This is a genomic window from Kitasatospora sp. UYEF31 (assembly GCF_057291755.1).
The window spans coordinates 29772-56068 of record NZ_JBXAWK010000045.1 but is presented as its reverse complement, the minus strand read 5'-3'; the positions used below and the strand labels follow the sequence as shown (position 1 = coordinate 56068).

General features: G+C 68.8%; 33 protein-coding genes. 14 read left to right on the top strand and 19 right to left on the bottom strand.

Annotated features, from left to right (window positions below; genetic code table 11):
- Positions 1-264: 264 nt before the first annotated feature.
- Positions 265-1653: a protein kinase domain-containing protein gene (locus AC0Z36_RS21400; protein WP_485464599.1), complete on the bottom strand. Its 1389-nt coding sequence runs from the start codon at positions 1651-1653 to the stop codon at positions 265-267.
- 239 nt (positions 1654-1892) lie between these two features.
- Between AC0Z36_RS21400 and AC0Z36_RS21395 the strand changes: the two genes are divergently transcribed.
- The gene (locus AC0Z36_RS21395) at positions 1893-2924 is read left to right on the top strand and encodes a hypothetical protein (protein WP_485464598.1); all 1032 of its coding nucleotides are present in this window, start codon (positions 1893-1895) and stop codon (positions 2922-2924) included.
- Positions 2925-3045: 121 nt separating this feature from the next.
- The gene (locus tag AC0Z36_RS21390; protein WP_485464597.1) at positions 3046-3939 is read left to right on the top strand and encodes a hypothetical protein; all 894 of its coding nucleotides are present in this window, start codon (positions 3046-3048) and stop codon (positions 3937-3939) included.
- Position 3940: 1 nt separating this feature from the next.
- Here AC0Z36_RS21390 and AC0Z36_RS21385 read toward each other — a convergent pair whose 3' ends face one another.
- From AC0Z36_RS21385 to AC0Z36_RS21370, 4 genes are all read right to left on the bottom strand, one after another.
- Entirely contained in the window at positions 3941-4435 is a 495-nt protein-coding gene (locus AC0Z36_RS21385; protein ID WP_485464596.1) for a hypothetical protein, read from the bottom strand.
- A gap of 102 nt (positions 4436-4537) precedes the next feature.
- Positions 4538-4804, bottom strand: coding sequence for a hypothetical protein (locus tag AC0Z36_RS21380; RefSeq protein ID WP_485464595.1), 267 nt, complete (start codon positions 4802-4804; stop codon positions 4538-4540).
- Positions 4805-4885: 81 nt separating this feature from the next.
- Positions 4886-5467 (bottom strand): F0F1 ATP synthase subunit B family protein, encoded by a 582-nt coding sequence (locus tag AC0Z36_RS21375; protein ID WP_485464594.1) that lies wholly within the window; start codon positions 5465-5467, stop codon positions 4886-4888.
- A 97-nt stretch (positions 5468-5564) separates the two neighbouring features.
- Positions 5565-6491 carry a hypothetical protein gene (locus AC0Z36_RS21370; protein ID WP_485464593.1) on the bottom strand — a complete coding sequence of 309 codons (927 nt, stop codon included), beginning with the start codon at positions 6489-6491 and terminating at the stop codon, positions 5565-5567.
- An 814-nt stretch (positions 6492-7305) separates the two neighbouring features.
- On the opposite strand from AC0Z36_RS21370, the gene AC0Z36_RS21365 reads away from it, so the two are divergent.
- Complete coding sequence (locus tag AC0Z36_RS21365; RefSeq protein WP_485464592.1) at positions 7306-7998, top strand: hypothetical protein; 693 nt, start codon at positions 7306-7308, stop codon at positions 7996-7998.
- On the opposite strand, the gene AC0Z36_RS21360 is transcribed toward AC0Z36_RS21365, so the two are convergent.
- The 3 genes from AC0Z36_RS21360 to AC0Z36_RS21350 form a co-directional block, all read right to left on the bottom strand.
- Complete coding sequence (locus AC0Z36_RS21360; RefSeq protein WP_485464591.1) at positions 7964-8176, bottom strand: DUF397 domain-containing protein; 213 nt, start codon at positions 8174-8176, stop codon at positions 7964-7966. The two genes, AC0Z36_RS21365 and AC0Z36_RS21360, sit on opposite strands and share 35 nt — an antisense overlap.
- Positions 8173-8673 (bottom strand): DUF5753 domain-containing protein, encoded by a 501-nt coding sequence (locus AC0Z36_RS21355; protein WP_485464590.1) that lies wholly within the window; start codon positions 8671-8673, stop codon positions 8173-8175. Before AC0Z36_RS21355 ends, AC0Z36_RS21360 begins: the two co-directional genes overlap by 4 nt.
- Positions 8674-8760: 87 nt before the next feature.
- Positions 8761-8994 (bottom strand): helix-turn-helix domain-containing protein, encoded by a 234-nt coding sequence (locus AC0Z36_RS21350; protein ID WP_485464589.1) that lies wholly within the window; start codon positions 8992-8994, stop codon positions 8761-8763.
- A gap of 154 nt (positions 8995-9148) precedes the next feature.
- Between AC0Z36_RS21350 and AC0Z36_RS21345 the strand changes: the two genes are divergently transcribed.
- The 5 genes from AC0Z36_RS21345 to tgmC all read left to right on the top strand — a co-directional run bounded on the left by AC0Z36_RS21345 (position 9149) and on the right by tgmC (position 12440).
- Positions 9149-9373 carry a hypothetical protein gene (locus AC0Z36_RS21345; RefSeq protein ID WP_485464588.1) on the top strand — a complete coding sequence of 75 codons (225 nt, stop codon included), beginning with the start codon at positions 9149-9151 and terminating at the stop codon, positions 9371-9373.
- Positions 9374-9539: 166 nt separating this feature from the next.
- Positions 9540-9824 carry a DUF7848 domain-containing protein gene (locus AC0Z36_RS21340; RefSeq protein ID WP_485464587.1) on the top strand — a complete coding sequence of 95 codons (285 nt, stop codon included), beginning with the start codon at positions 9540-9542 and terminating at the stop codon, positions 9822-9824.
- Between the two features lie 259 nt (positions 9825-10083).
- On the top strand, positions 10084-10356 hold the full coding sequence (tgmA, locus tag AC0Z36_RS21335) for a putative ATP-grasp-modified RiPP (protein ID WP_485464586.1): 273 nt from the start codon (positions 10084-10086) through the stop codon (positions 10354-10356).
- Positions 10357-10366: 10 nt separating this feature from the next.
- A complete protein-coding gene (gene tgmB / locus AC0Z36_RS21330) occupies positions 10367-11326 on the top strand; it encodes an ATP-grasp ribosomal peptide maturase (protein ID WP_485464585.1) in 960 nt (319 codons plus the stop codon).
- On the top strand, positions 11319-12440 hold the full coding sequence (tgmC, locus tag AC0Z36_RS21325) for an ATP-grasp peptide maturase system methyltransferase (protein WP_485464584.1): 1122 nt from the start codon (positions 11319-11321) through the stop codon (positions 12438-12440). The genes tgmB and tgmC overlap by 8 nt, the downstream gene beginning before the upstream one ends.
- Positions 12441-12507: 67 nt before the next feature.
- On the opposite strand, the gene AC0Z36_RS21320 is transcribed toward tgmC, so the two are convergent.
- The gene (locus AC0Z36_RS21320) at positions 12508-12786 is read right to left on the bottom strand and encodes a GntR family transcriptional regulator (RefSeq protein WP_485464583.1); all 279 of its coding nucleotides are present in this window, start codon (positions 12784-12786) and stop codon (positions 12508-12510) included.
- Positions 12787-12949: 163 nt separating this feature from the next.
- Here AC0Z36_RS21320 and AC0Z36_RS21315 point away from each other — a divergent pair, with 163 nt between their 5' ends.
- A complete protein-coding gene (locus AC0Z36_RS21315) occupies positions 12950-13246 on the top strand; it encodes a hypothetical protein (protein WP_485464582.1) in 297 nt (98 codons plus the stop codon).
- Positions 13247-13529: 283 nt separating this feature from the next.
- Here AC0Z36_RS21315 and AC0Z36_RS21310 read toward each other — a convergent pair whose 3' ends face one another.
- The 4 genes from AC0Z36_RS21310 to AC0Z36_RS21295 form a co-directional block, all read right to left on the bottom strand.
- Entirely contained in the window at positions 13530-14081 is a 552-nt protein-coding gene (locus AC0Z36_RS21310; protein ID WP_485464581.1) for a hypothetical protein, read from the bottom strand.
- 188 nt (positions 14082-14269) lie between these two features.
- The gene (locus AC0Z36_RS21305; RefSeq protein WP_485464580.1) at positions 14270-14530 is read right to left on the bottom strand and encodes a hypothetical protein; all 261 of its coding nucleotides are present in this window, start codon (positions 14528-14530) and stop codon (positions 14270-14272) included.
- On the bottom strand, positions 14527-15243 hold the full coding sequence (locus tag AC0Z36_RS21300) for a hypothetical protein (protein WP_485464579.1): 717 nt from the start codon (positions 15241-15243) through the stop codon (positions 14527-14529). Before AC0Z36_RS21300 ends, AC0Z36_RS21305 begins: the two co-directional genes overlap by 4 nt.
- Positions 15240-16145, bottom strand: a complete 906-nt coding sequence (locus AC0Z36_RS21295; protein ID WP_485464578.1) for a serine hydrolase — start codon at positions 16143-16145, stop codon at positions 15240-15242. Before AC0Z36_RS21295 ends, AC0Z36_RS21300 begins: the two co-directional genes overlap by 4 nt.
- Positions 16146-16344: 199 nt before the next feature.
- On the opposite strand from AC0Z36_RS21295, the gene AC0Z36_RS21290 reads away from it, so the two are divergent.
- The gene (locus AC0Z36_RS21290) at positions 16345-17217 is read left to right on the top strand and encodes a YceI family protein (protein WP_485464577.1); all 873 of its coding nucleotides are present in this window, start codon (positions 16345-16347) and stop codon (positions 17215-17217) included.
- Positions 17218-17485: 268 nt separating this feature from the next.
- Positions 17486-17983 carry a peptidylprolyl isomerase gene (locus AC0Z36_RS21285; RefSeq protein ID WP_485464576.1) on the top strand — a complete coding sequence of 166 codons (498 nt, stop codon included), beginning with the start codon at positions 17486-17488 and terminating at the stop codon, positions 17981-17983.
- A gap of 3 nt (positions 17984-17986) precedes the next feature.
- Here the strand turns inward: AC0Z36_RS21285 and AC0Z36_RS21280 are convergent, their stop codons facing one another.
- The 4 genes from AC0Z36_RS21280 to AC0Z36_RS21265 form a co-directional block, all read right to left on the bottom strand.
- Positions 17987-18316, bottom strand: coding sequence for a TOBE domain-containing protein (locus AC0Z36_RS21280; protein WP_485464575.1), 330 nt, complete (start codon positions 18314-18316; stop codon positions 17987-17989).
- Positions 18317-18409: 93 nt separating this feature from the next.
- On the bottom strand, positions 18410-20350 hold the full coding sequence (locus AC0Z36_RS21275; protein WP_485464601.1) for an ABC transporter permease: 1941 nt from the start codon (positions 20348-20350) through the stop codon (positions 18410-18412).
- A gap of 172 nt (positions 20351-20522) precedes the next feature.
- Positions 20523-21344: a molybdate ABC transporter substrate-binding protein gene (modA, locus tag AC0Z36_RS21270; protein ID WP_485464574.1), complete on the bottom strand. Its 822-nt coding sequence runs from the start codon at positions 21342-21344 to the stop codon at positions 20523-20525.
- 136 nt (positions 21345-21480) lie between these two features.
- Entirely contained in the window at positions 21481-21876 is a 396-nt protein-coding gene (locus AC0Z36_RS21265; protein WP_485464573.1) for a TOBE domain-containing protein, read from the bottom strand.
- Positions 21877-22034: 158 nt separating this feature from the next.
- Here AC0Z36_RS21265 and AC0Z36_RS21260 point away from each other — a divergent pair, with 158 nt between their 5' ends.
- The gene (locus tag AC0Z36_RS21260; protein WP_485464572.1) at positions 22035-22250 is read left to right on the top strand and encodes a hypothetical protein; all 216 of its coding nucleotides are present in this window, start codon (positions 22035-22037) and stop codon (positions 22248-22250) included.
- Between the two features lie 51 nt (positions 22251-22301).
- On the opposite strand, the gene AC0Z36_RS21255 is transcribed toward AC0Z36_RS21260, so the two are convergent.
- Entirely contained in the window at positions 22302-22463 is a 162-nt protein-coding gene (locus AC0Z36_RS21255) for a VOC family protein (RefSeq protein WP_485464571.1), read from the bottom strand.
- Positions 22464-22773: 310 nt separating this feature from the next.
- Here AC0Z36_RS21255 and AC0Z36_RS21250 point away from each other — a divergent pair, with 310 nt between their 5' ends.
- A complete protein-coding gene (locus tag AC0Z36_RS21250) occupies positions 22774-24024 on the top strand; it encodes an MFS transporter (RefSeq protein WP_485464570.1) in 1251 nt (416 codons plus the stop codon).
- Here AC0Z36_RS21250 and AC0Z36_RS21245 read toward each other — a convergent pair whose 3' ends face one another.
- Positions 24025-24639, bottom strand: coding sequence for a helix-turn-helix domain-containing protein (locus AC0Z36_RS21245; RefSeq protein ID WP_485464569.1), 615 nt, complete (start codon positions 24637-24639; stop codon positions 24025-24027).
- A gap of 97 nt (positions 24640-24736) precedes the next feature.
- On the opposite strand from AC0Z36_RS21245, the gene AC0Z36_RS21240 reads away from it, so the two are divergent.
- Positions 24737-26137, top strand: coding sequence for an MFS transporter (locus AC0Z36_RS21240; RefSeq protein WP_485464568.1), 1401 nt, complete (start codon positions 24737-24739; stop codon positions 26135-26137).
- The last annotated feature ends 160 nt before the right edge of the window (positions 26138-26297 follow it).

The following is a 26297-nucleotide window of genomic DNA, read 5'->3' as shown; positions in this document are numbered from 1 at the left end:
GTACGTCCTGCGTTCATTCATGGCCCTGCGTTTACACGAGTACCCCGAGGAACACCAGGACTATGGGTCATCCGGCGGGTCTATGACATTTTCAAACCAGACGGATCTTCGGACGCAAAACCACCGGAGACGGACAGGCGTCCTCCCGCCGCAGGTTAGGACAAGTTCAACTAATCAGGCATACAGCACAAGCTGGAGCAGAGGTAAAAGCCTCACATGGGTCTTTTCCTGGGTAAACGCCCTCTCAAGGAGAGTGGCCGGCGGTTATCGGCCCACGTCGACCTGGAAGGACAGCTGGTTGCCCTTCATCTGGACTGCGGCGAGCTGAAGGGTCGGGTCTTTGTGCGACGGCACCCGATCGATAAAGATCTGGCAGCCGTACTCGGCGCTGAGGCAGACGCCGAGTTCGGTATCGACGATGTTGACCCGGGCTACGCCCGCCTGCTGTCTCATCCACTCTTGGACCAGGGCGACCTGGGTGGCGCAGTGATCGACGCACGGGTCCGGCCACGTGTACGTCACTTGTGCCCAGTCTCCGTTGATGGGGGTCGTGGTCGGCCGGGAGAAGCCCGTGGGGACGGCCAAGGCGTCGGCCACACTCCGGTTGGCCTTGTACGTGCTGTTGTCGCCACCCTGCGAGGTGAGGATGTACCCGACACTCATGACCAGCGCGATTGCCAGTCCCATCGCGCCCAGCTTGGCATACGGTGAGAAACGTCGGCGCGGTGCGGGCCCCGGCCTGATGCCGGGTCCCGCCGCGGCCTGCCGCACGGCGGGGCTCCACATCGGCTTCGTGGGAGATGTGAGTGCAACGGGTGCTGCCATGGCGGGAGTTGGTGCTGCGGAGCCGTTCAGCTGGGCTTGCAGCTGATCCATGGTCAGGCGCGCGGCCGGATCCTTGTTCAGCAGTCCGTCCAGTACGGGGCCGAGCGCCCCCGCCCGTACGGCCGGAATCGGCGGCTCCGTCACGACGGCGACCAGGACCGCGCTCGGGGTCGTTCCGGCGAACGGGGTGCGGCCCTCCACAGCGGCGTACAGCGTCGCACCCAGGGACCAGAGGTCGGACGCGGCCGTCGCGGGCAGGCCCCGGACCTGTTCGGGCGCCATGAACGCGGGCGTGCCCATGATCATTCCGGTGGCGGTGAGGGTGGCGTCTCCCTCAAGGGCGGCGATCCCGAAGTCGGTCAGGACGACCCGGTCCTCTTCGAGAAGGATGTTGGCGGGCTTGATGTCCCGGTGAGTGATCCCCATCCGGTGCGCGGCACCGAGCGCAGCCGCCACTTGCCGCCCGACGTCGGCGGTCCGCTCGGGGGTGAGCGCGCCCTGTGCCTCGATGAGGTCGGCCAGGGACCCGCCGGTCACCAACTCCATGACGATCCAGGGCCGTCCGTCGGGGCCGGATATCCGGTCATGAACGGTGATGATGCCCGGATGCTTCAGCCGTGCGGCGGCACGGGCCTCGCGGTCGAGCCGCGCGATCCAGTTCTGCCGCTCGGGCTCGCCCAGATGGTCGGGCAGCCGCAACTCCTTGACGGCGACATCCCGCCCCAACTGCTCATCGTGGGCATGCCAGACGGCGCCCATGCCGCCTTGGCCAAGCAGCCGGCTCAACCGGTAGCGCCCCGAAAGGAGTTGCCCGAGATCTTTGTCCACGCATGGAATATAGCCGGGCCACCCGCGCTGGACCCTGGCGTTCGGAACCCGGCAACGCTCCCGCCGCCCGGCCAACCCACTCCACCAGCCCGGACACCATCCCGGCGCGGTACACCTCGTTCAGCACCTCGTGTCGCGCCCGGAACCCGCGTTGATCAAAGCGTGTTGGGTGTCGGATTCCGACATCCAGCACCCTTGCATCAGAGACACTGTCAGTGCGCCGCCGTAGCGTTCTCGCTATGGCATCGGTGACGTACACATCCCTGAACGTGCAGACGACAGCCATCCACGAACTCGCTGAGCAGCACGATCCCGTAGCCCTGGCCAACGCGCTCATCCGGGCGTCCGCAGCCGGTTCACTCCGCACCGAAGACATGCTCACGCTGGTGCAGGACCTGGCCGGCGACGACCGGCTGCGGCTCGCCCACGCCCTGGCCGACGAACACCTCAAGTCAACCCAGCACCCCCTCACCACACTGCACCTCGTGGCGGCGACCGGCCCGGGCGACCTGCTCGCCGACGAACGCCAGGCGTTCCTGGAGGAACAGAGCCAGTTCTGGAGGTTCCCCCGACCCGACTGGATGCTCGTCCTCCTGCACGCCGAACTCACCGCGGGGCGGCCCCTGGCAACCCCCGTGGTGGCCATGGTGCGCCGCTGCGCCTACCGCGACTGGCGGCACAACCCCGCCCTGGTCAAGCTCGCAGGTGAGCTCACTGAACTACCCCTCAACCCCGGCGAGCCCTGGGCCGACCGCGCCCTGGCCGACCTGCACCGACTCGACGAGGCTTGGCTGCGCCTGCTCCGGCACGCGTTCACCGCCACGGCCGCCCGCCCCACAAAGCGGTGGGACCACCTGGCGCACGAGGTCATCAACGAGATCGGGATCGGCTCCGTACGGGCGGGGTTGTTGCCCTGGCTGGCCCTCGCGGGACGGCCGCGCCCGGTCAGGCTCCGGGTGACGCGCGCGACTCCGGACGTCAACGCGCTCTACGACCCGTACAACGCCGTTGCCCTTCGGGGGCTGACCTCGATGCTCGGCTTGCTGCCGCCGCACTCCGGGAGCGTCAGCACGCTGGGCCGACTGGTCGTGGTCTCCTTGGAGAAGGTCAAGGGAGTGGGCCCGCGCAGCCCCAAAGTGGCTTCGGCCGCTGTGGTTTCGCTGTCCCGCATCCGGGGTGACACGGCGACCCTCGAACTCGCCCGGCTCGCGTCCGTCATCTCCCACAAGCGGACGCTCGACCAGACAGCGGGGCTGCTGGCCGCCCGCTGACCTCTTCGCGTGCGCGGTCGGTCATGCTCGAAACGTCGTTGACCGAGGTGGGGGATCCACCGCGATTCGAGCATGGTCGACGCGCGGGCCCCGATATTCCATCGACAACCGGGGCCGCACCGTGGCACAACTGTCCTCACACACCACAGTGGGAGGGGACATCAACAAACACGCCCGGCCGGATGCCGCACACCACGTCGGCGACAAACTCAAACTGCACCGCAGGGACATACACCTGGACGGGCACCGCTATTCGGTGCTGGGGCTTCGACCCGATACGGCCGTACGGTTCAGCACGAACGACTACCACGACACCCAGCACATCCTGTCGGACCAGGCCGGGGCACGGCTGTTCGCGCGGTTGCTCTGGGGATTGGCCTACCAGAAGACCCCCAACACCCTGCTGGTGATCGACCGCCCGTTCCTGAACCCGACACCCTTCGAAGCGGAACCCCCGCTGCCCGTCGTTGTCGTACCGTCGGACATCACCCGGTTCGGGAGCCGGTCCGTGCGCGCGCTGCGCCGCGAACTCCCGCTCACCACACGGCCTTCGGACGGTACGGTCCGGTTCCAGACCCACGGCCTGGACGCCGCCGTGGCGGAGGGGAAGGCGTGGTGGGCGCGGCAGCAATTCGAGAAGCACAACCCGTACGCCTGGGATCACCACAAACGCCTGACCCGTGCGGACGCGCAGCACGGACTGATCGTCCTGACTGCGGATCCCCGGGAGCTGTGCCAGTGGGCGGTGGCGGTCGGCTCGCTCACGGTGGACCAGAAGCACCCGATGGCCTACGCGGAACTGGATGACCGCCGGGAACTGGAAATGCAGATCTTCCACGACTTCCGCCGCAGGGTGTCCGCCGCACAGACGGCACGTCGAGAGGTCCTGGCCGATGAACTTCCAGCGGAGCGAATCCGACCACGTATCTGGGAGGTCGGCACGGAGATCCGCACCCGGCGGATGCGCGGGCGGGCGGCACTGGGAGCGGCAGCACCTGAGGAAGCAACGAGCTGATTCATGAATTCGTCGGGACCGGGCCGCCTATGACTATGGGATCGACCGTGTCGAAGTAGATGCTGTCTGACCTGGGGTCCAGATAGAACCTGCCGCTGTAGCGGGAACCGGTGACGCTCGCGTCGTAGTGCGCACTACTCATCCACTGCGCGCCCGGGGGCAGAAAGCCGACCAGTTCCTTTGGCACGTTCGCCGGACTGGATGGTGTGAAGTTGTGTTCAGTCAGCGCGACAGTCGACGCGACGGTGCCGGCCGGCAGTCGGGCGACACCGACGACCCGGACATCCGACGGACCTGGAACCGACACCCGGCCGCCGGACTCGACCAGGTTGTATCCGAGCCAGTGCGGGTCGGACAGTTGCCCGACGGCGAGGAACCGCCGCTGTAGCGGCGCGGTGTCCGTACGGATCTTTGTGGTGTCGGGACTGCCCGCATCGAAGGCAGCGTTCAAGGAGATCCCGGCGATTATGGCGAGCACGCTCAGGACAGTGACCATGAGCACCGTGTTCCTGCGCGTGAACCGCAACCGACGCATGTTCCTCTGCTCCCGCCCGCGTCGAATCGTCTTGGCCAGTTCCGGCTGAATCCGGTGGCACGGTCAGCTTCGCCCGGCCCGGGCCCGGCGGACTTCATCCTGGTGCCGCGTCTGGTGTCGCACCAGCAACTCATCGACGGGTCCCAGCACTTGGTCCCACGCGTACGCGCATTCCACCGCGGTATGCGCTCGCGTGTAGTTGTCAGCCGCGGTGATCGCCCTGTCGTAGAGGACCTGGTCCACCAGCGGGGCAGTCTCACGCTCTCTGCGCAACCGTTTGATCAGGTACGGCATGTCCCGCGGCCAATTCGGGTTCGCCGGGGAACTCACCGCGTGTCCTACCCGGGCCCGCACCGGCACCGCTCCGGCGACGCCTTGCTTCGGACGGCAACCTCAGCCTGTGATCCGCGACTACCGCTCAGCGTCCGCGTCCTTGTCAGCCGACGCGACGGTGTCCAGTGACGCGACGGTGTCCAGTGACGCGACGGTGTCCAGTGACGCGACAGCGTCCAGTTCCGCGAAGAACCGGTCCGCCACATCCGAGTTCCGCGCAAGGTCCGCGACCGACTCCCCGACGATGCGGCCCGCGAGTTCCGTAGCCAGGGCGGCGAGGTGCCCGCGCAGCACCGCTTCGGCGATCACGCGGTCTGTTTCGATCTGCAGATGGGCGGCGGCGATGATGGCGTTGTGCTCGCGCTGGCCCTCCGCCCGGATCGCGGCGAGCAGGGCGTTGCCCTGGTCGATGCCTTCTTGTCGGGCTCGGCCGGTTGCGCGGCGGGCGTCTGATATTTCCTTTTTGAAGGCGGTGTAGGCCTCGGAGACCTCATTGTCGAGAGCCGCCGCGCGCTGCATGCCGCCGTCGATGGCGTCGGCCCGCTCTTCGAGGATCTTGACCACCCGAGGCAGGATGATCTTCGCGCACACGATGAAGAGGAACGCGAAGAGCACCAGACCCAGGGCGAGTTCGTACGGGCTCGGCTTCAGTGGTCCCATGCGCGCACCCTATAAAACAGGAGCATCGAGGGGGAACAGTAGGGGTGCGCCAGAATCCGTGCAAGCCGGATGAGTTGGTGTTCTCCGGTCCGGGACCTCAGCTCGCAGCGTGCGGGATCAGGTTCGACGGGACTGTGAATACGGCAACGAAGAACTCCGGGCGGAAGCACCGAATATTCTCGTCCCCGGTCAGTACGCCCGACATCCGGCCGTCCGGGCTGATCAGCAGCTCCGCGCCGTCGGGCTGACAGCCAGTCAATACGTACGCGAACCGCTGCTCGTCGCTCCGCATCGGATGGGCCGCCACCTGCTGGCGTACGGAATCGGCACCGGCACGCGGCAGCCGGGAAAGAAACGCGTCGAGCTGGTCCTGCCGGGTGACTTCGGCGCTCTCCGGCTGACCGGCGGGCAGCGAAAGCACATCCTGGTGAGCGAACGCGACCGTGGTGCCGGGGCCGGCGGCGTTCGGCTGCACCTTCTGCGGTCCGAACGTCGGGTGTACGGGGACCTCCTTCTTCGGCACCTCGAACACCACAGCCACCTGGTTCGCGACCAGGCACTCCGGCGGCGGCTTCGGCGCGGTGACCCGCAGCGTCAGGTTGCCCCCCGCGTGGTGCAGCGACGCTCCCGTGGCCGTGGCGCAGCCGGTGTTCTCCACCCAGCCGACCAGGACGTTCTTCGCGAAGTCGGTCTTCAGAGTGAGGCCGCGTGCCGTCGCCGGGTCGAGGGCGGCGAACCAGCCGGGGAAGCGGGCGAGTTCCCGCTCATCGTGGATCACGGTGCGGATCGTGGGCATGGTGTGCGACGTGGGCTTCAGGTGGAGGGTCCGGGTTTCGATGCCACGTCGTACGGTCGACTCCTGGGCATCGGAAGCGGAGGCGGAGGCGGAGGCGGAGGCGGAGACGGAGGCAGCGGCGGTGGCCTGCTGCTGGGCGCAGCAGGCGGCGAACAGTACGGCGGTCAATAGCGTCGCCGACACCGCAGTGCGCAGTCGCGTGGGGTGTTCCGTACGGTAAAAGGTCATTTATGCATGATCGCGACGGTGGACGGCATTTGGACCTGCGACACCCCGGAGGGCGGGGTTTTACCGTGCGTCGCCGGAGCGTCGCCGCGCCAGTACCTTGCGTCGCACCGGTGTCCTGTTTTGCTGGAGCCGCCCCTGGGGTCCCCGTCTGGAGACCGTCGCGGAGGCTCGTCGATCATTCGGTCGCTGAACGTAGTGGGACGTGTCGGGTCGAACTCCCCTGTGGACTCTGCTGATGCCAGTGCGGCGATTTGCGCGCGCGGCTGCAATCCGGCCATTTGCTTACGGGAAGCAATGTCGTATATACGCTTAGTGATCGTCTCGATAGGGTTTTTGACTGCGAGGGAACAGAGGTGCGCGGGGGAGACCTGTGCACCCGTGGTGCTCTCGTTGTCAGAGAATCACAGTGCCCGGTGCGTGACGGCGGTTGGTCGTGAACGTGCCTTGACTGAAAGGGAGATGTCGTGGCGGAAGCCAGAATCGACGTTGAAACTAGTCTCAAGTCGGGCCAGGAGACGGCGTCCGCGGCGCAGCGGGCCGAGCTCGCGAACACGATCTCCCAGGAGGTCATGTTCGCCACCAAACCGGCCGCGGACACCGGCCCGACGCTGAGTGGCAGCTCGCCGCCGACCGGCCGTACGAGGGTGAGTTCGCCACCGGGAAGGCCGCGGTCTTCTACGGCGCCGGCCACAAGGGCCTGGTCAACCCGTTCATCTTCGCCGACGGGTTCAACTACGGTCCGAGCGACATGGCGGCGCTGTAGGCCTTCCTCAACGCGCCCTACGGTCCGGGTGGGGACTGTTTCCTCGACCAGTTGCTCGCCGCCGGGCTCGACGTCGTGCTGCTCGGCTTCGACAAGCGGCACACGTACATTCAGGCCAACGCCGGAGTCGCGAAGAGCTGCATCCGCGAGGCCATCACGCGCAGGGAGGGCAACGCGCCGCTCACCGTCGGCGGGGTGAGCATGGGCGGCATGATCACCCGCTACGCGCTCTGCACGATGGAGCGCGAGCGTGAGGACCACCAGACCGCGACGTACCTGTCCTACGACACCCCGCACAACGGTGCCTGGATTCCGCTGATCCTCCAGCAGATGGCGTACTTCTTCGAGGAGTTGACGCCCGGCAAGCCCGGTCTGCCCAAGCAGGCCGACCTGATCCGGAGCCCCGCGGCCCAGCAACTGCTCTGGGCCTGGGTCGAGGACGCGAAGTACGCGGGACCGGTTGCGACGGCCAGCCCGCTGCGCAAGAAGTTCCTCGACGAACTGCGCGACCTCGGCAACTTCCCGACGCGGCCCCGGAAGCTCGGCGTTGCTAACCCTTCCCGTCAACCCCTCGGCACTGACGCGCCCCGTCGTGGTTCACACGGGCAGGTCAGTCGGGACGTGGCGCGTGGCTACCGCTCGGCCTTCCGCCACGACAACGGCCCCCGCCGTTCGGCGAGGGCCGGTCACTCGGGAGTCTGCTGCGGGCTCAGGCGGGGAACTCCCCGCCCTGTACAGCAGTGACGAACGACGACCACGCGACCGACTCAAAGATGAGCGCCGGACCGTGAGGGGCCTTGGAGTCACGAACGGGGACGGCGTCGGGGAAGTTTTCGGCAACCTCAATGCAGTCACCCCCGTTGTTGCTGCTGTAGCTGGACTTGCGCCATACCGCGTCGGGCAGGCTACTTGCGCTGATCATGACCTCAGTTCCTTCAAAGCATGGGCAATCATGTCGATCGACCGGGCGGGGGACACGGCAACGGCTGTGAGCAGATCATAGGTGCGCATGGCTTCCTGGACGTCTGCCGGTTGCGCGAGGATCTGCCCTTGTAGAAACCCGTCGACGTAGACGACATCCGGCCCCTCGTCAAGCGTGAGTGCGGCGAACGGCCCGCCGACCCCCGCGTGTGCCCCGGCGTCGTAGGGCACGACCTGAATCACGTTGCTGGGGGTCTCAGAGGCGGTGATCAGCCGCTCAAGCTGAGCGCGCATCGTCTCTGAGCTGCCGACCCGGCGGCGCAGTACGTTTTCGTCAAGGACGATCCACAGTTCGGGCGGGGTGTCCCTTGTGAGGATGCGTTGCCGCTCAAGGCGAGCAGTCACCAGTTCGCCAACGCGGTCCACGTTCGGACGGCCGGCCGAAAGCACTGCCCGCGCGTAGTCCTCCGTCTGTAGCAGGCCGGGAGCTACCTGCACCTGGAAGGACCATACGACGGTTGCCGCCTCTTCAAGCTCGACGAACGGCCGGAACCAGGCCGGGTACGCGTACTTGATGACCAGCGGCTAAAGACGTTGAAAGTGATCAATCGTCCCAAAGGTCTCGTCGCAGAGTTCAGACAGTTCCCTGGTTGGTAGCCGTTTCGCCGCTTCGATCTTGTTGAGTAGCGACGGGGCCATGTGTGCCCGCTTGGCAAGTTCCCGTTGGGAGATTCCGGCCCGCTCCCGATGGCGTCTCAGGTCCGTCGCGTAGAACGAAAGAACGGAGTCCGAAGGGTCAATCTCATCTGCATATGCCACGGGCGCACTCCCTTCCGTTGACTTCTGTCGATGTCAACCCCGGCTACCTATCGACCATACGCGCGCAGGGCAACTCTGTACTTACCCAACGTGGTTGACCGCCCGAACGGGGCGAACACAAGAGGCGTACGGAGTGGGCAGCATGATGTATCAGATGCCGGGGGGACAGCTCCCCGAGCCGGGAACGCTTGTTTACGACCCGGCGGCGCGCAAGGTGGGCGAGTACCGGGGCAAGGCTGGGCCGTACGCGCTGCTGCGCCCGATGGGCGGGGGCTGCGAGTGGCAGGCCGATCCGGTACAGATCCGACGTGCGACCCCGGCGGAGCGTCTGAGTGCCGGAGTGAAGGCGGCCAACGATCGCGCGGGGCGGACTTTGTGACCGGGCCGGAGCACGACACGAGCCGTCCGCCCGTTCCCGTCCCGGGTTGTACGACCTGCGCCGAGCTCGCCGGACAACGCGAGTCCGCACGTGCTCATTTCGACGGCAGTAAAGAAACCGACGCCAACGTGTTGATGCGTCAGCACCAGAGACGGGAGCACCGCGGATGACCCGGCGGACATTCCGGTACGTGCCCTTCTCGATCGCGCAGGACGCGACCGCGGAGCCGGAGTACGCGGCGCGTTGCGTCTCGGGTGACGAGTCCGAGTGCGGCGCTGAGTCCGGTGTGCTGCACGACCCGGCGGAAGTCGAGGAGTGGCAGCGCAGGCACACGCAGGAGACCCGGCACACGCGCTACCGCCGGAACTTTGCCGACTACGCAGTCATGGAGCCCTCGGCCGGTACTCCGCTCGGACTCGAACCGGCGTGTGTCCGGCGGGTGCGCGCATGACGCGCTTACGCGGGTGGAGGGTCACGGCCGACGGCTCGTTCTGGGGCGGGGTGTTTGTGCTCAGCAGTGTTGGCGGCATCCTCGCCGTGATCGTCGTGGCCGCGACCCGTCAACCGCCGTGAGGTTGCACCGAGCGGGCAGCGTCGCCCGAAGACTCCCGCCCCGGCGGATCATCCGCCCGCAACCCTTGGACAGGTCGAGCGCCTGCCGGGGCGGGTCCTGCACCACATCCACTGTACGAAGTGATCAAGGAGGAGACTTGCAGACAAGCACCGCAGGTACGCAGACGACGGCGCAGGCCCCGTGGGGGCTGCGCCGTATGGCTCCGCTGCGCAACGGCTCCCCCTCGCCCTGGCGGTACGCGGGCCTTGATTCGGCCACGCAGACCGGCCGATGGGTCGGGGAGGACGGCGCGATGACCCCGGCCGAACTCGGCAAGCACGGTACGAGCGTGAACACCTACCCGCCGACGCAGGTCGGGAAGGACGGCAAGGTAGACGCCGACTCCGGCCACGACGCGACGCAGGACTAGGGGTAGCGCCATGGACGGACGCCCGGTGCTGGTCTGCACGCAGGATGAGGACGCAACCGCTGATCTGGTCATCGCGGAGTTGAACCGGCGCCGGGTGCCCGTCCTGCGCTTCGACCCTGGGCGGGACTTTCCGGCCCCGTCGGTGCTCGCTGCGCGTCTCGGGCCGGGCGGATGGGGCGGACGGCTCACTGTCGGGGAGCGGGCGGCCGACTTATCCGCTGTGCGCGCCCTGTACCACCGTCGCCCGAACGTCCACCCGACGGACAGCGGCGAGCAGGCGGCCCGGTTCGCTGCTCAGGAGAACCGGCGGGGACTGGGCGGGGTGCTGGGCGCGCTTCCGGGGTGTCTGTACCTGAGCCATCCGCAGGCCATTGCGCGGGCGGAGTACAAGCCCGCGCAGTTGGACGTTGCGACCCGGGTAGGGCTCACGGTTCCGGCCACCCTGGTCACGAACGATCCGATGGAGGCCAAGGCGTTCTGCGCCGAGCAGGCGGCCATCTACAAGCCCTTGCACGCCGGGGCGTATGACGTCGGGGGAGAGCCCGCCGGAATCTGGGCCGCTCCGGTCGAGGCTGGAGAGATCGATGGCGCGGTGAGCTACAGCGCGCACCTGTTCCAAGCTCAGGTGCCCAAGGTGGCGGACGTGCGCGCGGTCGTCGTCGGCGAGCAGGTGTTCAGCGCTCTGATTACCGCGCCGCCCGGGGTCGTGGACTGGAGAGCGGAGTATCAGAGCCTCGCCTATGAACCCGTGGCCTGTCCGGAGGAGATTCGCGGGACGCTGGTGCGGTTCCTCGCCGGTTTCGGGCTGAACTTCGGAGCCTTCGACTTCGCCGTGACCGCCGACGGCGCATGGTGGTTCTTGGAGTGCAACCCGAACGGTCAATGGGCGTGGCTCGAAGAGGCGGCCGGACTGCCGGTCACCCGCGCAATCGCAGACCTGTTGGAGAACGGAGCGAGCCATCATGACTGACCCCCTGCCCTCGGAACACCTACGGGCCGACCTCGCGCGGCACCTGACCAAGTCCGGTGCACTGCGCAGCCCGGAATGGGAAGCGGCCGTTCTGGCCGTGCCTCGCGAGGCGTTCCTCTCGCGTGGCTGGTTCGAGTACGAAGACGGCGGCTGGTACCGGCCTGTATCCGGGCACGACGTGGCCGGACTCGGGCGGATCTACGAAGACGACACCCTCGTGACGCAGGTAGCCGGTGGCGTCTTCCCCGACCAGGTCGAGGGGCGCATCGCGGCGGCTCCCTCGTCGTCGTCCACCCTGCCGGGGCTCGTCGTGCGGATGCTCGAAGACCTGCGGGCCACTGAGGGAACGCGCGTCCTTGAGATCGGCACGGGCACGGGCTACTCAACCGCGCTGCTCTGCCATGTCGTCGGTGAGGACAACGTGACCACGGTCGAGGTGGACGCGGAGGTGTCCGCCCGCGCAGGGATGGCGCTCGGGGGCGCCGGGTACTGGCCTTCCCGCGTGGTCTGTGACGGCCTGGCGGGCTACAAGGAAGGCGGCCCGTATGACCGCGTGATCGCGACGTGCGGCGTTCACACGGTGCCGGCCGACTGGCTCGCGCAGACCCGGCCCGGCGGTGAGGTCCTGGTCACGGTCGGCGGATGGATGCACGCATCCGAACTCGTACGGCTCACGGTCGCCGACGACGGCACGGCCAGCGGCCCGGTTCTCGGCGGACAGGTCTCGTTCATGCTGGCCCGCCCCCACCTTCCGCCACCGTTCGGGATGCTGCCGAACCTCAGCGAGGGCGATGCCGTGGCCACGGAATTTGGCGCGGACGTGCTCGACGACTGGACGGCCCGATTCGTCGCGCAGTTCGCCACGCCCCGCGCGCAGCGCCTCACGCTCGAACGGGACGGCCGGACAGAACACGTCGTGATGGACGTGGACGCCGGATCGTGGGCAGTCGTCTTCCGGGACGGCGCGCGGTGGATGGTCCGGCAGGGCGGCGCGGCGCGCTTGTGGGATCAGATCGCCGAACGCGTCACACAATGGCAGGCGGACGGGCGACCGACTGCTGACCGAATGCGGCTGCACGTCTGCCCCGACGGGCAACGCCTCACATGGGCGTAGCCATCAGCTGACAACCCCCATGTCGTCCCGTCCGTCGTTCCCCCGTGGCGGACGGACGGGGCTCTTCTTACGCGCTCGGGGTTGGGGCTTCCGGTCCTTGCTCGGCAACGTACGTGCCGCGCCCCGGCAGCGCGTACACGAGTCCTTCGTCGGCGAGTGCGGCAATCGCGCGGCGGACGGTCGGGCGGGACAGCCCGTATTCGTCCGCGAGGGCGTTCTCGCTGGGAATGGCCCGATTGGGTTTCCAGTCGCCCCGCTTCACGCGTGCCCGCAAGATCCCTGCGAGTTGCTGAAACGGTGCGTCGGGCGCGTCGCGCTCCACCTGGTCATCTGGCCCGTACTCCATGAGCCGACGGTATCCGGCTGATGCCAGAGCGGCACTCTCTGACAGGCTCATACAAGCCTTTACAGGCTTTTACAGGTAGGTCTAATGTCGGCCCATGACAGACCCCCGCGACGCGGCGAACGTCCGGGGGCGTGGCCCATCAGCCTTATAGGAGCTGACGAACGTGACCGACTTTATCGCGCACCTTGTGCGCCTTCTCGCGCTGCTGTTCCCCGCCAAGGGGAAGCACCGCGCCACCTTCGTGCCGGAACCGGCGCCCGCCCTGGTCAGTCCGTGGCTCAAGCCGTGGACCGGTCCGAGTGCGGAGGAAGTCCGGGAGATCTTCCGGGCGGAATCCACGCTGCAACTCACCCGCGTGCAGAAGGAACGGCGGTGGGCGGTCGAGTTCGCGGCGCGCGGTGTCGAATACCCGTACCGGTATCCCGGGGATCACTTCGCGGCCGTGGGTGCGACCGCATGACCGCCGACGATTGGTTCCCGACCGTTCCGCCCATTCGGTTCGCGCTCTGCTGTGGCTGTCACCGGATCACCCATGCCCCTGTCTCGGTCCGGTGGATAGAGAGCACGAGCGGCCCCGGGGTGACCTTGTACGCCTGCCCCGACTGTGCACCTCACCTCACCCCCGGCCCCCTGCCTGCTGAGACCGCCCCGCCGCGCGGCTGACTCTCTGCCGACCCCTGCCCCGTCCGGACACGTTCCGGGCGGGGTTTCGTCGTCCCCGGCTCGGTGGGCCCGGTCGGTGCCTACGTGGCGGGGAGCGGGGCGGCCTGCTGGTCGGCGAGGCGGGCGGCGACGGCGGAGCGTAGGGCGTTGCCCGCGTCGGCGGTGCCGTCGACTTCGCGGCGCAGTCCGGCGAGGGTTTCGCGCAGGCCCGGTTCGAGGGCGTCGAGGTTGAGGCGGGCGCGCAGTGCGGCCCCCTGCTCGGCGGGCAGGCGGTCGGCGAGGGCGCGCTCGACCGTGTGCACGACGCGCGCCGGGTCCGGCTCGGTGAAGTCGGCGGCGGCTATGCCGTGCGGCTTGGTGTGCCGGGCGGCGAGGTAGGTGGGCAGTTCGGCGCGCAGCGCGTGCAGGGTGTCGAGGTCGGCGGCGGCCTGCTCGCGGGCGGCGCGTGCCATGTCGGCACGGCGCCGGTTGCTGGCTTCGCCGGTCAGGTCGGGGTCTCGGAAGGTGTGGGCGGCGGTGAGGGCGTCGGACAGGCGGCGGCGTACCTCGGCAAGCTCGGTCTTGCGTGTCTCGCTGAGCTGGTGCACGGCGGCGTTTGCGTCGATGTGGTTCGGGCCGGTGAGCGTGAACATGGGCAGTCAAGTCCTCTCGAAGCGCGGGGAGTTCAGTAGGTGCGCAGGCGGGGCGCGTCGGTGGCTGGGGCGGTGGCGGGGTGCAGGCTGTGCGTTTCGGCGTAGCGGCGCATGGCTTCGATCTCGGCGAGGTGGGCGGCGGGCGGCCCGTCGGGCGCGTCCTCCTCTGTGGCGGCGGGGGCGGGGCTTCATGCGGCAGTACGGCCGGTGAGGCGGTCGTACAGGGCGTGGTCGGTGGTGTGGACGCGGACGCGGTCGGCGTAGCTCATGGCGTCCAGCTCGGCCGCGGTGGTCGGCAGGGCGAACGTGTCGGCCGGCGGGCGCGCCGCTCGCTCGACCTGCTCGGCCCAACGGTGGTAGGCGGGCGACGCGTAGCCGCCCGGCTCGGCGCTCGGGCGCGCGGTGGCCTCGGCTTGGTTGTCGTCGGTGATGTGCTCGCGGGTGGTCACTGCGTGTCTCCGTTCGGCTTGGCGGCGAGGATGTGCAGTTGCGGACGCGCGTCGCGTCCGCGCGCTGCCTGCTCGGTGATCGGCGTGCGGGCGAACGGCGGTTGAAAGTCGCCGGTCGGGATCTCGCGGAACTCGCGGTCGAGGTCGTCGAGCAGGACGGCGAGGTGCAGCCCCGACCCGGTGGCGGTGAGCGCTGTTCCGTCGGCGAGGCGGAGCGTGCGCGTGCCCCAACGGGCCATGGCGCCGAGGGCCGGGTGTTCGCCCCCGCTGCTGTCGGGCACGTCGGCGGCGGCGAGCAGCCGCGCGGCCTGTTCGATGGCGGCGTTAAAGGTCTCGGATGCGGTGATGAAGGCGCGGACCGCGTCGCGCGCGGTGGCGTACGTGGCGGCGAGGGCGCCTGTGTCGAGTGGTCCGCCGGGGGCGGTCATGGCGGCGGCCTGGTCGAGGTGTGCGGCGCGCTGCTGTGCGGCGGCATCGGAGGCGGCGCGGTCGGCCTTGCGGCGGGCGGCCTCGGCGCGCAGCTTGGCGAACCTCCCCAACTGCCGTGCGTCGGACAGCTGTTGCGCGGTTACGTGTTCGTCTCCGTCGCGTACGCGTTCCTCCAGTGCGGCGAGCAACTGCTCGGCCTCGCTCGCTTCCTGCTCGGCCTGCACGGTCGCGGCCCCGGTCTTGGGCCGGTCGGTCGTCCTGGTCGTCTTGGTCGTGGTCGTCATGGTGCGGTGTCTCCTCGGTGGTGGCGGTAGTGGTCGAGCGCGGCCGGGTCGATGGCCCACACGCGTGCCCCGACGCGTTCGGCGGGAAGGTGGCCGGAGGTGATCAGGGCGCGTACGTGGCGGGGCGTGCAGCCCATGAGGGCGGCGGCGTCGGCCACGGCCACGGTGCCCGACGGGCGGGGCGCGGTTCCGGTAGCGGCAGACTCGAACGGCGCGGTGGCGGAATCGAATGCGTCGGCGTGCTGTGCGGCTGTGTGCAGGGCGTAGAGCAGTCGGCGGACGCCGGGGGTGATCTCGCCTCCGTCGGCGCGCACGCGGGCGGTGAGGTCGCGGACCAGGGCGCGCAGCACGTCACCCGCGACCGTGGCGGGGACGATGACCGACCCGTCGGCGCGTAGCAGCCGCTCGGCGTCGCTGCGGCTCACCCCCCGGCCCCCTCGGGTCCGTCGTCGTAGAGCGTGAGGGGGCGGTGTTCGTCGTACGCGCCATCCCCAGTGGTTCCAGACTTCGCTGCGCAGCACCTCCGGCCACGGTGTTCCGCGGAGCTGTCCGACAAGCGCGCCGAGCAGGGCGAAGCCCGGATTCGAGTAATGGTGCAGCCGTCCGGCCGGATGGATCCACGCGTTCTCAGCGAAGATGTCGTCGAGTTCAGGCCGCAGCTCGCCGGGGGTGCGCTCCCACCACGGGTGGGCTGTTTCCGCTGACAGTCCGGCGGTGTGGGAGAGGAGTTGGGCGATCGTGGCGTCCGCGCCCTCGGCGGTCCTGAGGTGCTTGCCGAGTGGGTCGGCGAGGTCGAGCAGGCCCTCGTCGCGCAGCCGGAGGACCAGGACCGCGACGAAGGTCTTGGTGATCGATCCGATGCGGAACTGTACGTCGGCGTCGGGCGCGTGACCCTCGATCATGCTCCGCGCGCCCGAAGGCGATCGTTGCTCATGACTCAAACCGTACGGCCTTCTGCCTGGCCCGTTTTGTAACTCTGAGTCATGAAACGCCAGCCCATTGCATCAACTAAATGGTAGTGATCGAATAACGACCAGATCACACGTCAGATACGCGAGCACCTGTGTCGCCTTCGGCGTCCGGGCCCTGGGGAGGACGCTCATGCTTAAAGGGATTCTGCGTGGAAGACGGGACGACTCAGCGGGTGCGGGGGCGTACACCTCGCCGGACGGCGCGGGGCTGGTGAGTTGCCGGGTCCTCGATCCCATCGGACAGGCCATGCCCGGGGCGGAAGTGTCGGTGTACGACACACGCGGACGCCGACTGGCCTTCGGGCACACCGACCCGTTCGGCACGTTCGTCGCAGCGGTCGCACCCGGGCGGTACGCGGCGACGGTCTCGATGGACGGTTACCTGGGCACGCGACACGAAACCGAGGTGGACGAAGGGCAGCACAGTTCCTTTGGTGAAGTCATCCTGCAGCTCGCGCCGATTGCGAAACTTCCCACGTACGGTGACTGGCAGATCGATCCGGTGCACTCCACCATCGGATTCTCCGTACGGCATATAGGAGTTTCCAGGATCCGAGGCCGGTTCGGCTCCTTCCGCGGGGTCCTGCGGGTCACCGACGGGATGGAGAGCTCGCTGCTCCGAGTGGTCATCGACGCGAACAGCATCGACACCGGCAACCGGCAGCGGGACGCGCACTTGCGCTCACCGGAGTTCCTTGACGTCGAGGAATTCCCGTACGTCGAATTCTACGGTGACCGGTTTGTGCACCGGGCCGCCGACAAGTGGACGGTGCACGGCACCCTCTGCCTGCGCGGCGTCACCCGCCCTGTGCAGTTGGACACCCTTTACGGCGGCCTCGGCGACGACATGTCGGGCCAGACGGTGGCGGCGTGCGCGGCGACCACGGAGTTGCACCGCGAGGAGTTCACCCTGAACTGGCAGCACATGCTGGCCCGGGGGATAGGTGCGGTCGGGTCGACCGTGCGGATCAGCTTGGACATCGAGGCTGTCCGGCAGGGCTGATGGGTGAGTGTCAATGTTTCGGCGCGTCGGCCGGGCACGGCTGAAGCCGGCCGGCCCGCGGGCTGCGGACACCGCCCCCGTGGGCCGGGAACACCGAAGCCGGTCGGCCCACGGTTTGAAGAACTCGATCCCGCCCGGTCACCGGCCCCGGGGCACGGATCAGAGTCGCCGGTACAGTCGGGCCCGCGCAGTTTCCCGGACAGTCGACCGGGCGGTTAACGCACCCCGGGAATTGCTCGTCACCCCTGGAGATGAAATGGTGATCGTTATGACCGCCAACGTATTCTTCGACATCACCATCGACGACGCCCCCGCCGGGCGCATCGTCTTCAACCTCTTCGACGACGTAGTGCCGAAGACCGCACAGAACTTCCGCGAGCTGGCCACCGGACAGCACGGCTTCGGCTACGAGGGCTCCAGCTTCCACCGGGTCATCACCGACTTCATGCTCCAGGGTGGCGACTTCACCCGGGGCGACGGCACCGGTGGCAAGAGCATCTACGGCGAGAAGTTCGCGGACGAGAACTTCCAGCTCAAGCACACCAAGCCGGGCCTCCTGAGCATGGCGAACGCCGGGCGTAACACCAACGGCTCGCAGTTCTTCATCACGACCGTGGTGACCGGCTGGCTCGACGGCAAGCACGTCGTGTTCGGCGAGGTCGTCGAGGGCCTGGACCTGGTCAAGACGATCGAGGCGCAGGGCAGCTCCTCCGGCAAGACCAAGTCGAAGGTCACCATCGCGAAGTCGGGCGTGGTGGAGGCTTAAGCCTCACATCTTCGTTACGTACGGCGTGGGGTGGCGTAAGCCCCACGCCATCGTCACGTACGGCGTGGGGTGGCGTAAGCCCCACGCCATCGTCACGTACGGCGTGGAGAGGCGTAAGCCCCACATCTCCACAAGCGTCGTCTCCGTAGCTTTCACGCTCGCCCAGACCGGGCTCCCGTCCGCAAGTCGCAGTTCCACCGCCACCTCGGGGGTGATCTCCGCGACGATGTCCGGGACCTGGTCCGCGGCGATGAGGACTACGGGGACGGCTGCCGGTGTCGGCACCCGGCCGAAGTGTTGCGTCCAGGTGCCCAGGCCGCTTACGGCGAGCACCGCATCCGGGCTGCTTACGGCGAGTAAGGCATGCGGATCGTAGCTGCGCAACCGCATCACCGAGTTCCCGGTCCCGGTGTTTCAGAACCGCACTCACATCCGCACAAGCGTCGTCTCCGTAGCCTTCACACTCGCCCAGACCGGGCTCCCGTCCGTCAGCCGCAGTTCCACCGCCGCCTCCGGGGTGATTTCCGCGACGATGTCCGGGACCTGGTCCGAGGCGATGAGGATGCGCAGACGACTGCCGACCGCGGTGATCTCGCGGACCGTACCGGGCCAGACATTGCGGGGGCTCCCGGTGGGTCGGGCTCGGTGCACCGAGACAGCTTCCGGCGGGATGACCGCCAGCGCTTCAACCCCGGCGGGCAGCGGTTCAGCGACGGTGAGCTGACCCGTCGTGGCCCCGTGCGGGGCCAGCCCGTCTGATGTGGCGGTGCCCGGCCAGGCGTTGCGGCCGAGCATCCGGGCCACCCACGGCGAGCGCGGGTGGCGGGTGACGTCGGCGGGGACGGCGTCCTGGACGGTCCGGCCGTCCTGCAGGACAAGGACCCGGTCGGCGAGCGCGACCGCCTCCACCGGGTCGTGGGTGACGATCAGACAGACGCCGCCGAAGCCGTCGAGGTGGGTGCGCAGCGTGTGCCGTACGTGCGCTCTGGTCGTCTGGTCGAGTGCCGCGAGCGGTTCGTCGAGGAGCAGCAGCCGGGGCCGGGCGGCGAGCGCGCGGGCCAGCGCGACGCGCTGCGCCTGCCCGCCGGACAACTGCGCGGGACGGCGGTGGGCGAGGTGGCCGACGCCGAGACGGTCGAGCCAGTGCTGTGCTTCGGCCCGGGCTGCGGTGCGTCCGACGCCTTGGGCGCGCAGGCCGTACGCCGTGTTGGCGAGCGCGTTCAGGTGTGGGAACAGCGCGTTGTCCTGCGGCACCCAGGCGACCCGCCGCAGGTGCGGGGGCAGCCGGGTGACGTCCAGGCCGCCGAGGCGCAGTTCCGCGTGCGCGCGCGGGGTCAGCCCGAGCAGGGCGCGCAGGAGCGTGGTCTTGCCCGCGCCGTTGGGCCCGACGACGGCGATGGTTGTACCTGGTTCCGCGTTGAGGGTGAGCTTGGTGAAGCCGGTGAGATCGGCTTGGAGGGCCCAGCGTTCGGTGGGCTGAGCCGTTTCCGCGGGTTCGGCTGGGCTGACATCGGGTGTACGGGGCTTCTCATCCGCCCAGGTCGCCGGACCCGTGCCGCCCCGCACGGGTCCGCCGGTCCAGCGCCCGCGCAAGGCGACCAGGACGGCGAAGGCGATCGCAAGCAGCAGCAGCGACACCGAAGTTGCCGCTTCAGGGTCGTTCTGGAGCAGCAAGTAGACCTGGAGCGGCAGCGTCTGTGTGGTGCCCGGGAGATTGCCCGCGAAAGTGATGGTCGCGCCGAACTCGCCCAGGGCCCGTGCCCACGTGAGTGCCGCGCCGGCGGCGAGCCCTGGGGCGACCATCGGCAGCGTGACCGTACGGAATACCCGCAGCGGTGACGCGCCGAGCGACCCGGCGGTCTCCTCGTACCGGGGCCGCAGCCCGGCCAGCGCCCCCTCCAGGCTGATGACCAGGAACGGCATCGACACGAACGTCGCGGCGAGCACGGCGCCTGAAGTGTGGAACGGCAGCGTGACGCCGAAGTTGTCCTCCAGCCAAGGGCCGAGCAGCCCGCGGCGACCGAAGCCGAGGAGCAGCGCTACGCCGCCGACGGTCGGGGGCAGCACCATCGGCAGTAGGACGAGGGACCGTACGAAAACCTTGCCGCGGAAGTCGACCCGGGCGAGCAGCCACGCGAGCGGCACGCCGAGCAGCAGGGACAGGCCGAGCGCCCAGAAGGAGACCTCCAGGGACAGTCGCAGCGCCTGCAGGACCTCCGGGGTGGTGAGGTCGTGGGTGAGTTCGCCCCAGGACGTACGGGTGAGGATCCCGATCAGCGGCAGCAGGAGGAAAGCCACCGCGAGCACGGCGGGGAACGCCAGGGCGAGGGGCATCCTGGCGCGGGGGGCGGCGGGGTGGTTCTTCATGCGGGTCCTGGGGGTGGGGATGCTGAGGTTGCGGCCTGCGAGCGGGGCACCGTCGGTCGTCTGTCCGGTCCCGGGTAAGAAAGCGTCGGTCATGCCCGGAATGTCGTCCCCCGAAGGGGCCAACGACATTCCGGGCATGACCGACGAAGGCGGCCCTGCGGCCCTGCTTACATCACGGCTGCTGGAAACCCGCGTCGCGCAGGATCTTCTGGGCTTCGGGGGTGCTGAGCCACTGTACGAACGCGGCGGCGGCTTCGGCGTGCTTTGAGCCCTTCAGCGTGGCGGCGGGGTAGGCCGCGACGGCGTTCTGCTCGTCGGGGATCCCGACGGCGTCCACCTTGGCGGCGGCGGAGGCGGCGTCCGTGGCGTAGACGAGCCCCGCGTCGGCCTCGCCCAGCTCGACCTTGCTGAGCACGGCGCGGACGCTCGGCTCCTGCGACACCGGCTTCACGTCGAGCTTCTGCGCGTCGAGGATCTGCTTGCTGTACCGCCCCGCCGGGACCTGCGGCGCGGCGAGGACGACCTTCAGCTTGGTGTCGGTGAGGTCCTTCAGCCCGGTGATGTTCTTCGGGTTCTTCTCGCCGGTCGCGATGACGAGGCGGTTCTTGGCGATGACTGTGGACGTACCGACTTCGGCCGCGAGGTCGGTCATCGTCCTGGTGTCCGCGGTGACCAGCGCGTCAGCGGGGGCACCCTGCCTGACCTGCGCGGCTAGCTCCTGGGAGCCCGCGAAAGAGAAGGTGACCCTGGTGCCGGGGTGGCTCTTCTCGTACGCCGTGCCCGCGGTCTTGAACACGTCGGTCAGGGATGCGGCGGCCAGCACGGTGAGGTTGGCGGCGGCCGGCACGGCCGGGTTGCTCTTGGTCTCGCCCGGCTTGGTGTCGCCCGGCTTGGTGTCGCTCTTCTTCGAGCTGTCGCCGCACGCGGCGAGCGGCATCAGCAGGGCGGCGGCCAGCGCGACTAGCGCGGAGCGGCGGGTGATGAGGGAGGACATGAGCGGACTCTCCTGAAGATACCGAAGGGGTGGCGTCGGCAGGGGGGCGGACTGCGGCGACAGGAACGGTGGAGCGGACGGGACAAGGCCCCACCTTGGCGGCGCGGACACCAGGGCCGTCCCGGGAACGGTGCGGTCAGCCGCGGTCGATGAACACGCTCGTGGCCTTCACCCGGGCGGTCGCCTGCATGCCGACTTCCAGGCCCAGCTCCTCCACGCTCTCCCGGGTCAGGAGGGAGACGAGGCGGTGTGGTCCCGCCTGGATCTCCACCTGGGCGGCGACGTCGCCGAGGGTCACTGCGGTGACGATGCCGGGGAAGGCGTTGCGGGCGGAAGTGTAGGAGTTCTCCTCCTCGCCGCTGTCAGCCTGGCCGACCTCGATGGCGAACGCCGCGAGGTCGGGGCCGTCGATGAGGCGTCGGCCGGAGTCGTCGCGGCGGGTGGCGACTCGTCCGGCGTCCGCCCAGCGGCGCGCGGTGTCAGGACTGACGCCGAGCAGGCGGGCGGCCTGGCCTATGGTGTAGGACTGCATATGCCGGACGATATACGTCAGGGCATCGCATTAACAAGGATGCGAAAGCTTGTTGCCTCGCAGATGCGTTCCGGAAGGTGAATCGGGCGGACCAGCGCCTCACGGTCAGCCGTGGCTGCGTCAGACGTCGGCGGGCCAGCCGTCCCAGCCCGCAGATTGTGCGCCGACGCACGGATGTCTACTCGTACGCCCGTTTTGACCTCCGCGACACGTTCGTCGCGGACTGGGCCACAGCCGAGGAACGCAGGGCGCGGCAGCGTCTGCGGCAAGGAGTCGGTGTCCTACGGCAGTTGCTGGATGCCGACCTGGACTGCGCGCAGAACTTCGACCTTCCGGCCGCCCGGCACAGGCACAGTGCTGTCTGGCTCGCGTAGGTCACTTCCCTGGTGCGCGCCGCGCCGGGAATCCGCCGCACCCGGACCCCGTTACGCGGGCGTTGCGCTCTTGATGACAGCGAAGAGCGCGCCGAACGGGTCGGTGAGCCAGGCGACCCGGCCGATGTCGGGGGCGTCCGCCGCCGCGGTCGTGTCGGGGCTGCCCAGGTCGAGCCAGCTGGGCGAGCCGGGCACAAAGTCAGTGCTGAGCATGGTGGTGTGCTCCTTCGAGAGATCCGCGCCGGGCGCTGGTGAGTGCTCCTGATGAAGGGCGCTTGTCGATTCGAGTCCGGCACGGTCAAGTCCGAGCGGCGCGGCAGGAGTTGACAGTCCAGGGTGGCCCGGTTGAGCGCACGACGGCCGAGCAACTGGGTCATGGGGTTCCTAAAGATCAAGAACAAGCAAAAAATGCACAGCAGCGTACGGAGGGCCGTCCCGCTTTGGCCCGGTGTCCCCGCTGCCTGCTTTGATTCCACTGGTCGATGTGAGGTTGTTCAGGTGAGACCGCAGGGGAACACGGAGCATGGTGGGCAGCCGGTCGCTGGGGCGGCAGTTCGGGTGGCTATGGGCGGCGTACGCGGTCAGCGCATTCGGCACGCGGATCGCGTTCGACGCGTTCCCGCTGATCGCGATCCTCGTGCTGCACGCCGGGACGACCGAAGTGTCCGCGCTGGCGGCCGCGGGGCTGGCGGTCGGAGCGGCGGTAGTGGTGCCGCTCGGCCCGTGGGTGGAGTTCCGGCGCAAACGGTCGGTGATGGTCGGGATGGACCTGGTCCGGTTCGCAGCGTTGATGAGTGTTCCCGCCGCGTACGCGCTCGGCTGGCTCAGGTTCCCCCAGCTTCTGATCGTGTCAGTCATCGTCGCCGCAGCCGACATCACCTTCACGGCGGCCGGCGGCTCCTGCCTGAAAGCGCTCGTAGGCCCGGCCGACCTGCTCGTCGCGAACGGCCGGTTCGAGTCCACGACCTGGACCGCCGCCGTGCTCGGGCCGCCGCTCGGCGGGGCCGCGATCGGGCTGTTCGGCCCGGTGCTGACCGTGGTGGCCAATGCGGTCAGCTTCCTGCTCTCGGCAGTAGGGATCCGCGCGATCGGCGGGAAGGAGCCGCAGCCTGTGCGAACTGACGCACCGCGGCCCCGGACCGGCGACCTGCTCGAAGGGTGGCGGTACATCCTGGCCCACCCGGCGCTGCGCCCGCTGTTCTTCAACACGGTCCTGGTCAACGGCCTGATCATGGCGACCTCTCCGCTGCTCGCCGTCCTCATGCTCGGCCGTCTCGGGTTCGCGCCGTGGCAGTACGGCCTCGCGTTCGCAGTCCCCTGCGTCGGCGGGATCATCGGCTCACGGCTGGCCCCCGTGCTCGTCGCGAGGTTCGGCCGACCCAAAGTCTTGCTCACCGCCGGGGCCCTGCGCGCGTGTTGGTTGCCCGGGCTGGCCTTCATCCGCCCCGGTGTCGCCGGGCTCGTACTCGTCATGGCCGTCGAGTTCGGGCTGATCACTTGTATGGGCGTGTTCAACCCGGTGTTCGCCACCTACCGGCTCGACCAGACCGCGACGGACCGGGTCGTCCGTACCTTGTCCGCATGGTCGGTGAGCAGCAAACTCACCATCGCGGCCCTAACTGCTCTGTGGGGCCTGCTGGCCGGTGTCACCAGCGCCCGCGCCGCGATCGCGGTCGCCGGTCTCCTGCTTTTGGCGACCCCGTTCCTGCTGCCCCGGCACAACACGTCAGCGGGTGCGCGGGAACCGGAGCAGAGTTTCCTAGCCGGTGGGTGATCACACCCCGTCCCAGGTGGTGCCGGTCGTCGGAGCGGGACGGGCCGTGGACGGTCCCGCGCGGACGACCGCGCGGTCACCTCGTGGCCCGAACATGTGCAGGATCTCCACGGCGCTCGTACCCGCCGGACCGAACCAGTGCGGTTCCCTGGTATCGAACTCGGCCACTTCCCCGGGGCCGAGGGTGGATTCATGCTCTCCGAGAATGAGGCGCAGCTCGCCCGCGAGGACGTAGAGCCACTCGTAACCGTCGTGGGTGACCAGCTTCGGTTCGCGGGCGGCCAGAACCTGCTTGAACACCTGCACCCTGCCTGGGTACTGCGTCAGGGGCACGAGGGTGCTGCCGTGTTTTGTGCGCAGAGGTGTGAGATGCACCCGGGGGTCGCCGCTGGCCGGCGCGGCCACCAGCTGGTCGAGCGCGATGCGGTGCGCACGCGCGAGCGGGATGAGCAGTTCCAGGGTCGGGCGTCGTTTGCCTGATTCGAGACGGGACAGCGTGCTCACCGAGAACCCCGTCGTGGCGGCAAGCGCCTCCAGGGTGAGTCCACGGTCCCGGCGCAGCGCGCGCAGCCGGGGCCCGATGCCGTCGAGTATCCGTTGCAGGTCCTCATCCATGGAGTCCATTTTGCAGTCTTCGCAAATTTGCTGGGCTGCGGGTGTCGTCCGGCCCGAGCATGGCCGCTTAGACGTTCCCGGACTTGAGAGGTGGACCGTGACCGCGACGACTCACAGTGTTCAACCCGTTCAACCCGTTCTGAGCGTGCGTAGACGCTGGACGGTACTGGCCGTCTGTTGTCTGAGCATGTTCCTGGTGGGACTGGACACCACCATCGTCAACGTGGGCCTGCCGGCCATCGGGCGTGGCCTGGACGCCGGGACCCGCCGACTCGAATGGACCGTGAACGCCTACACCCTGGTCCTGGCCAGTCTCCTGATCTCCTCCGGTGCGCTGGCGGACCGCTTCGGGCGCCGGCGGGTGTTCCAGGTCGGTCTGGTCGTATTCGGTGCGGCTTCGCTGCTCTGCGCGGTCGCCCCTTCGGTGGGCGCGCTCACCGCGGCCCGTGCGCTCCAGGGCGTCGGCGCTTCGATGCTCAGTCCCGTGGCACTCGCGATCGTGGTGAACGCGATGCCCGACCCGAAGGAGCGGGCGCGGGCGATCGGGGTCTGGGCTGCGGTCTTCGGTCTCAGCATGGCCGTCGGCCCCGTCACGGGCGGTGCCCTCATCGAGGGTCTCGGCTGGCGGTCGGTGTTCTGGATCAACGCGCCGGTAATCGTCGCAGCCCTGGTGCTCAGCGTGATGTTCGTGCCGGAGTCCCGGGCGCAGCGGCCGCGGCGGCTCGATCTGCCAGGTCAGGTCCTGCTGACAGCGGTCATCGGGATCTCGGTCGGCGTCCTCATCGAGGGGCCGCACATCGGCTGGACGTCGCTCGCGGCGGTTTCCGCGTACCCGATCGCCGCCGCGGCGGCGATCGGATTCGTCTGGGTCGAGTACCGCCGGCGCGAGCCGTTGATCGATCCGCGACTCTTCCGCAGTCCCGTCTTCAGTGGTGCGGTCCTGGGCGCCGTGGCGGTCTTCGTGGCCCTGAACGTGACGCTGCTGCTCAACACCTTCTATCTGCAGCACACCCGGGGATGGACGCCGCTGGCCGCCGGGACGGCGACCTTGCCCATGGCCGCCGGAGCGATCGTCTGTGCACCGTTGTCCGGCCTCCTGGTCGGCCGGGTCGGCGCGCGGCTGCCCCTTGTCCTGGCCGGTGGCTTCATGACCGCGGGTGGACTCTGCCTGGTCAGGCTCGACCAGCACACAAACGTGTCACTGCTTCTGCTGGCCTACCTGTTCATCGGCGTGGGGTTCGGGTTCGCCAACGCTCCGCTCACCGACACCGCGGTGAACAGCCTGCCGCCGGCCCGGGCCGGTGTGGCCGGTGCGATCACCTCAACCGCACGCCAGTTCGGCTCCGCGGTCGGCATCGCCATCGCCGGCGGACTGGTTGCCGGCACCGGCGCGGCGGGGCTGGCCCACGCATCGCGTCCGGGCTGGATCCTGGTCTCCACCTGCGGAGTCTTCCTGCTCTTCGTGGCCCGCACAGCGCGACGGCCAGCACGGTCGTGACGGGCGGCAGGTTCGGCACTGCCGGTGGGAAGCCCAGGCGCCGCGTGCTGCGGGAAAACCGTACGACAAGGTTCGTGGGGTTGGCTTTTGGTTCTTTCGCCGTTGTGTGCGCCTAAGGCCACTGGTTCAACCACTTTGGTCTGGACCATTGACCAATGGT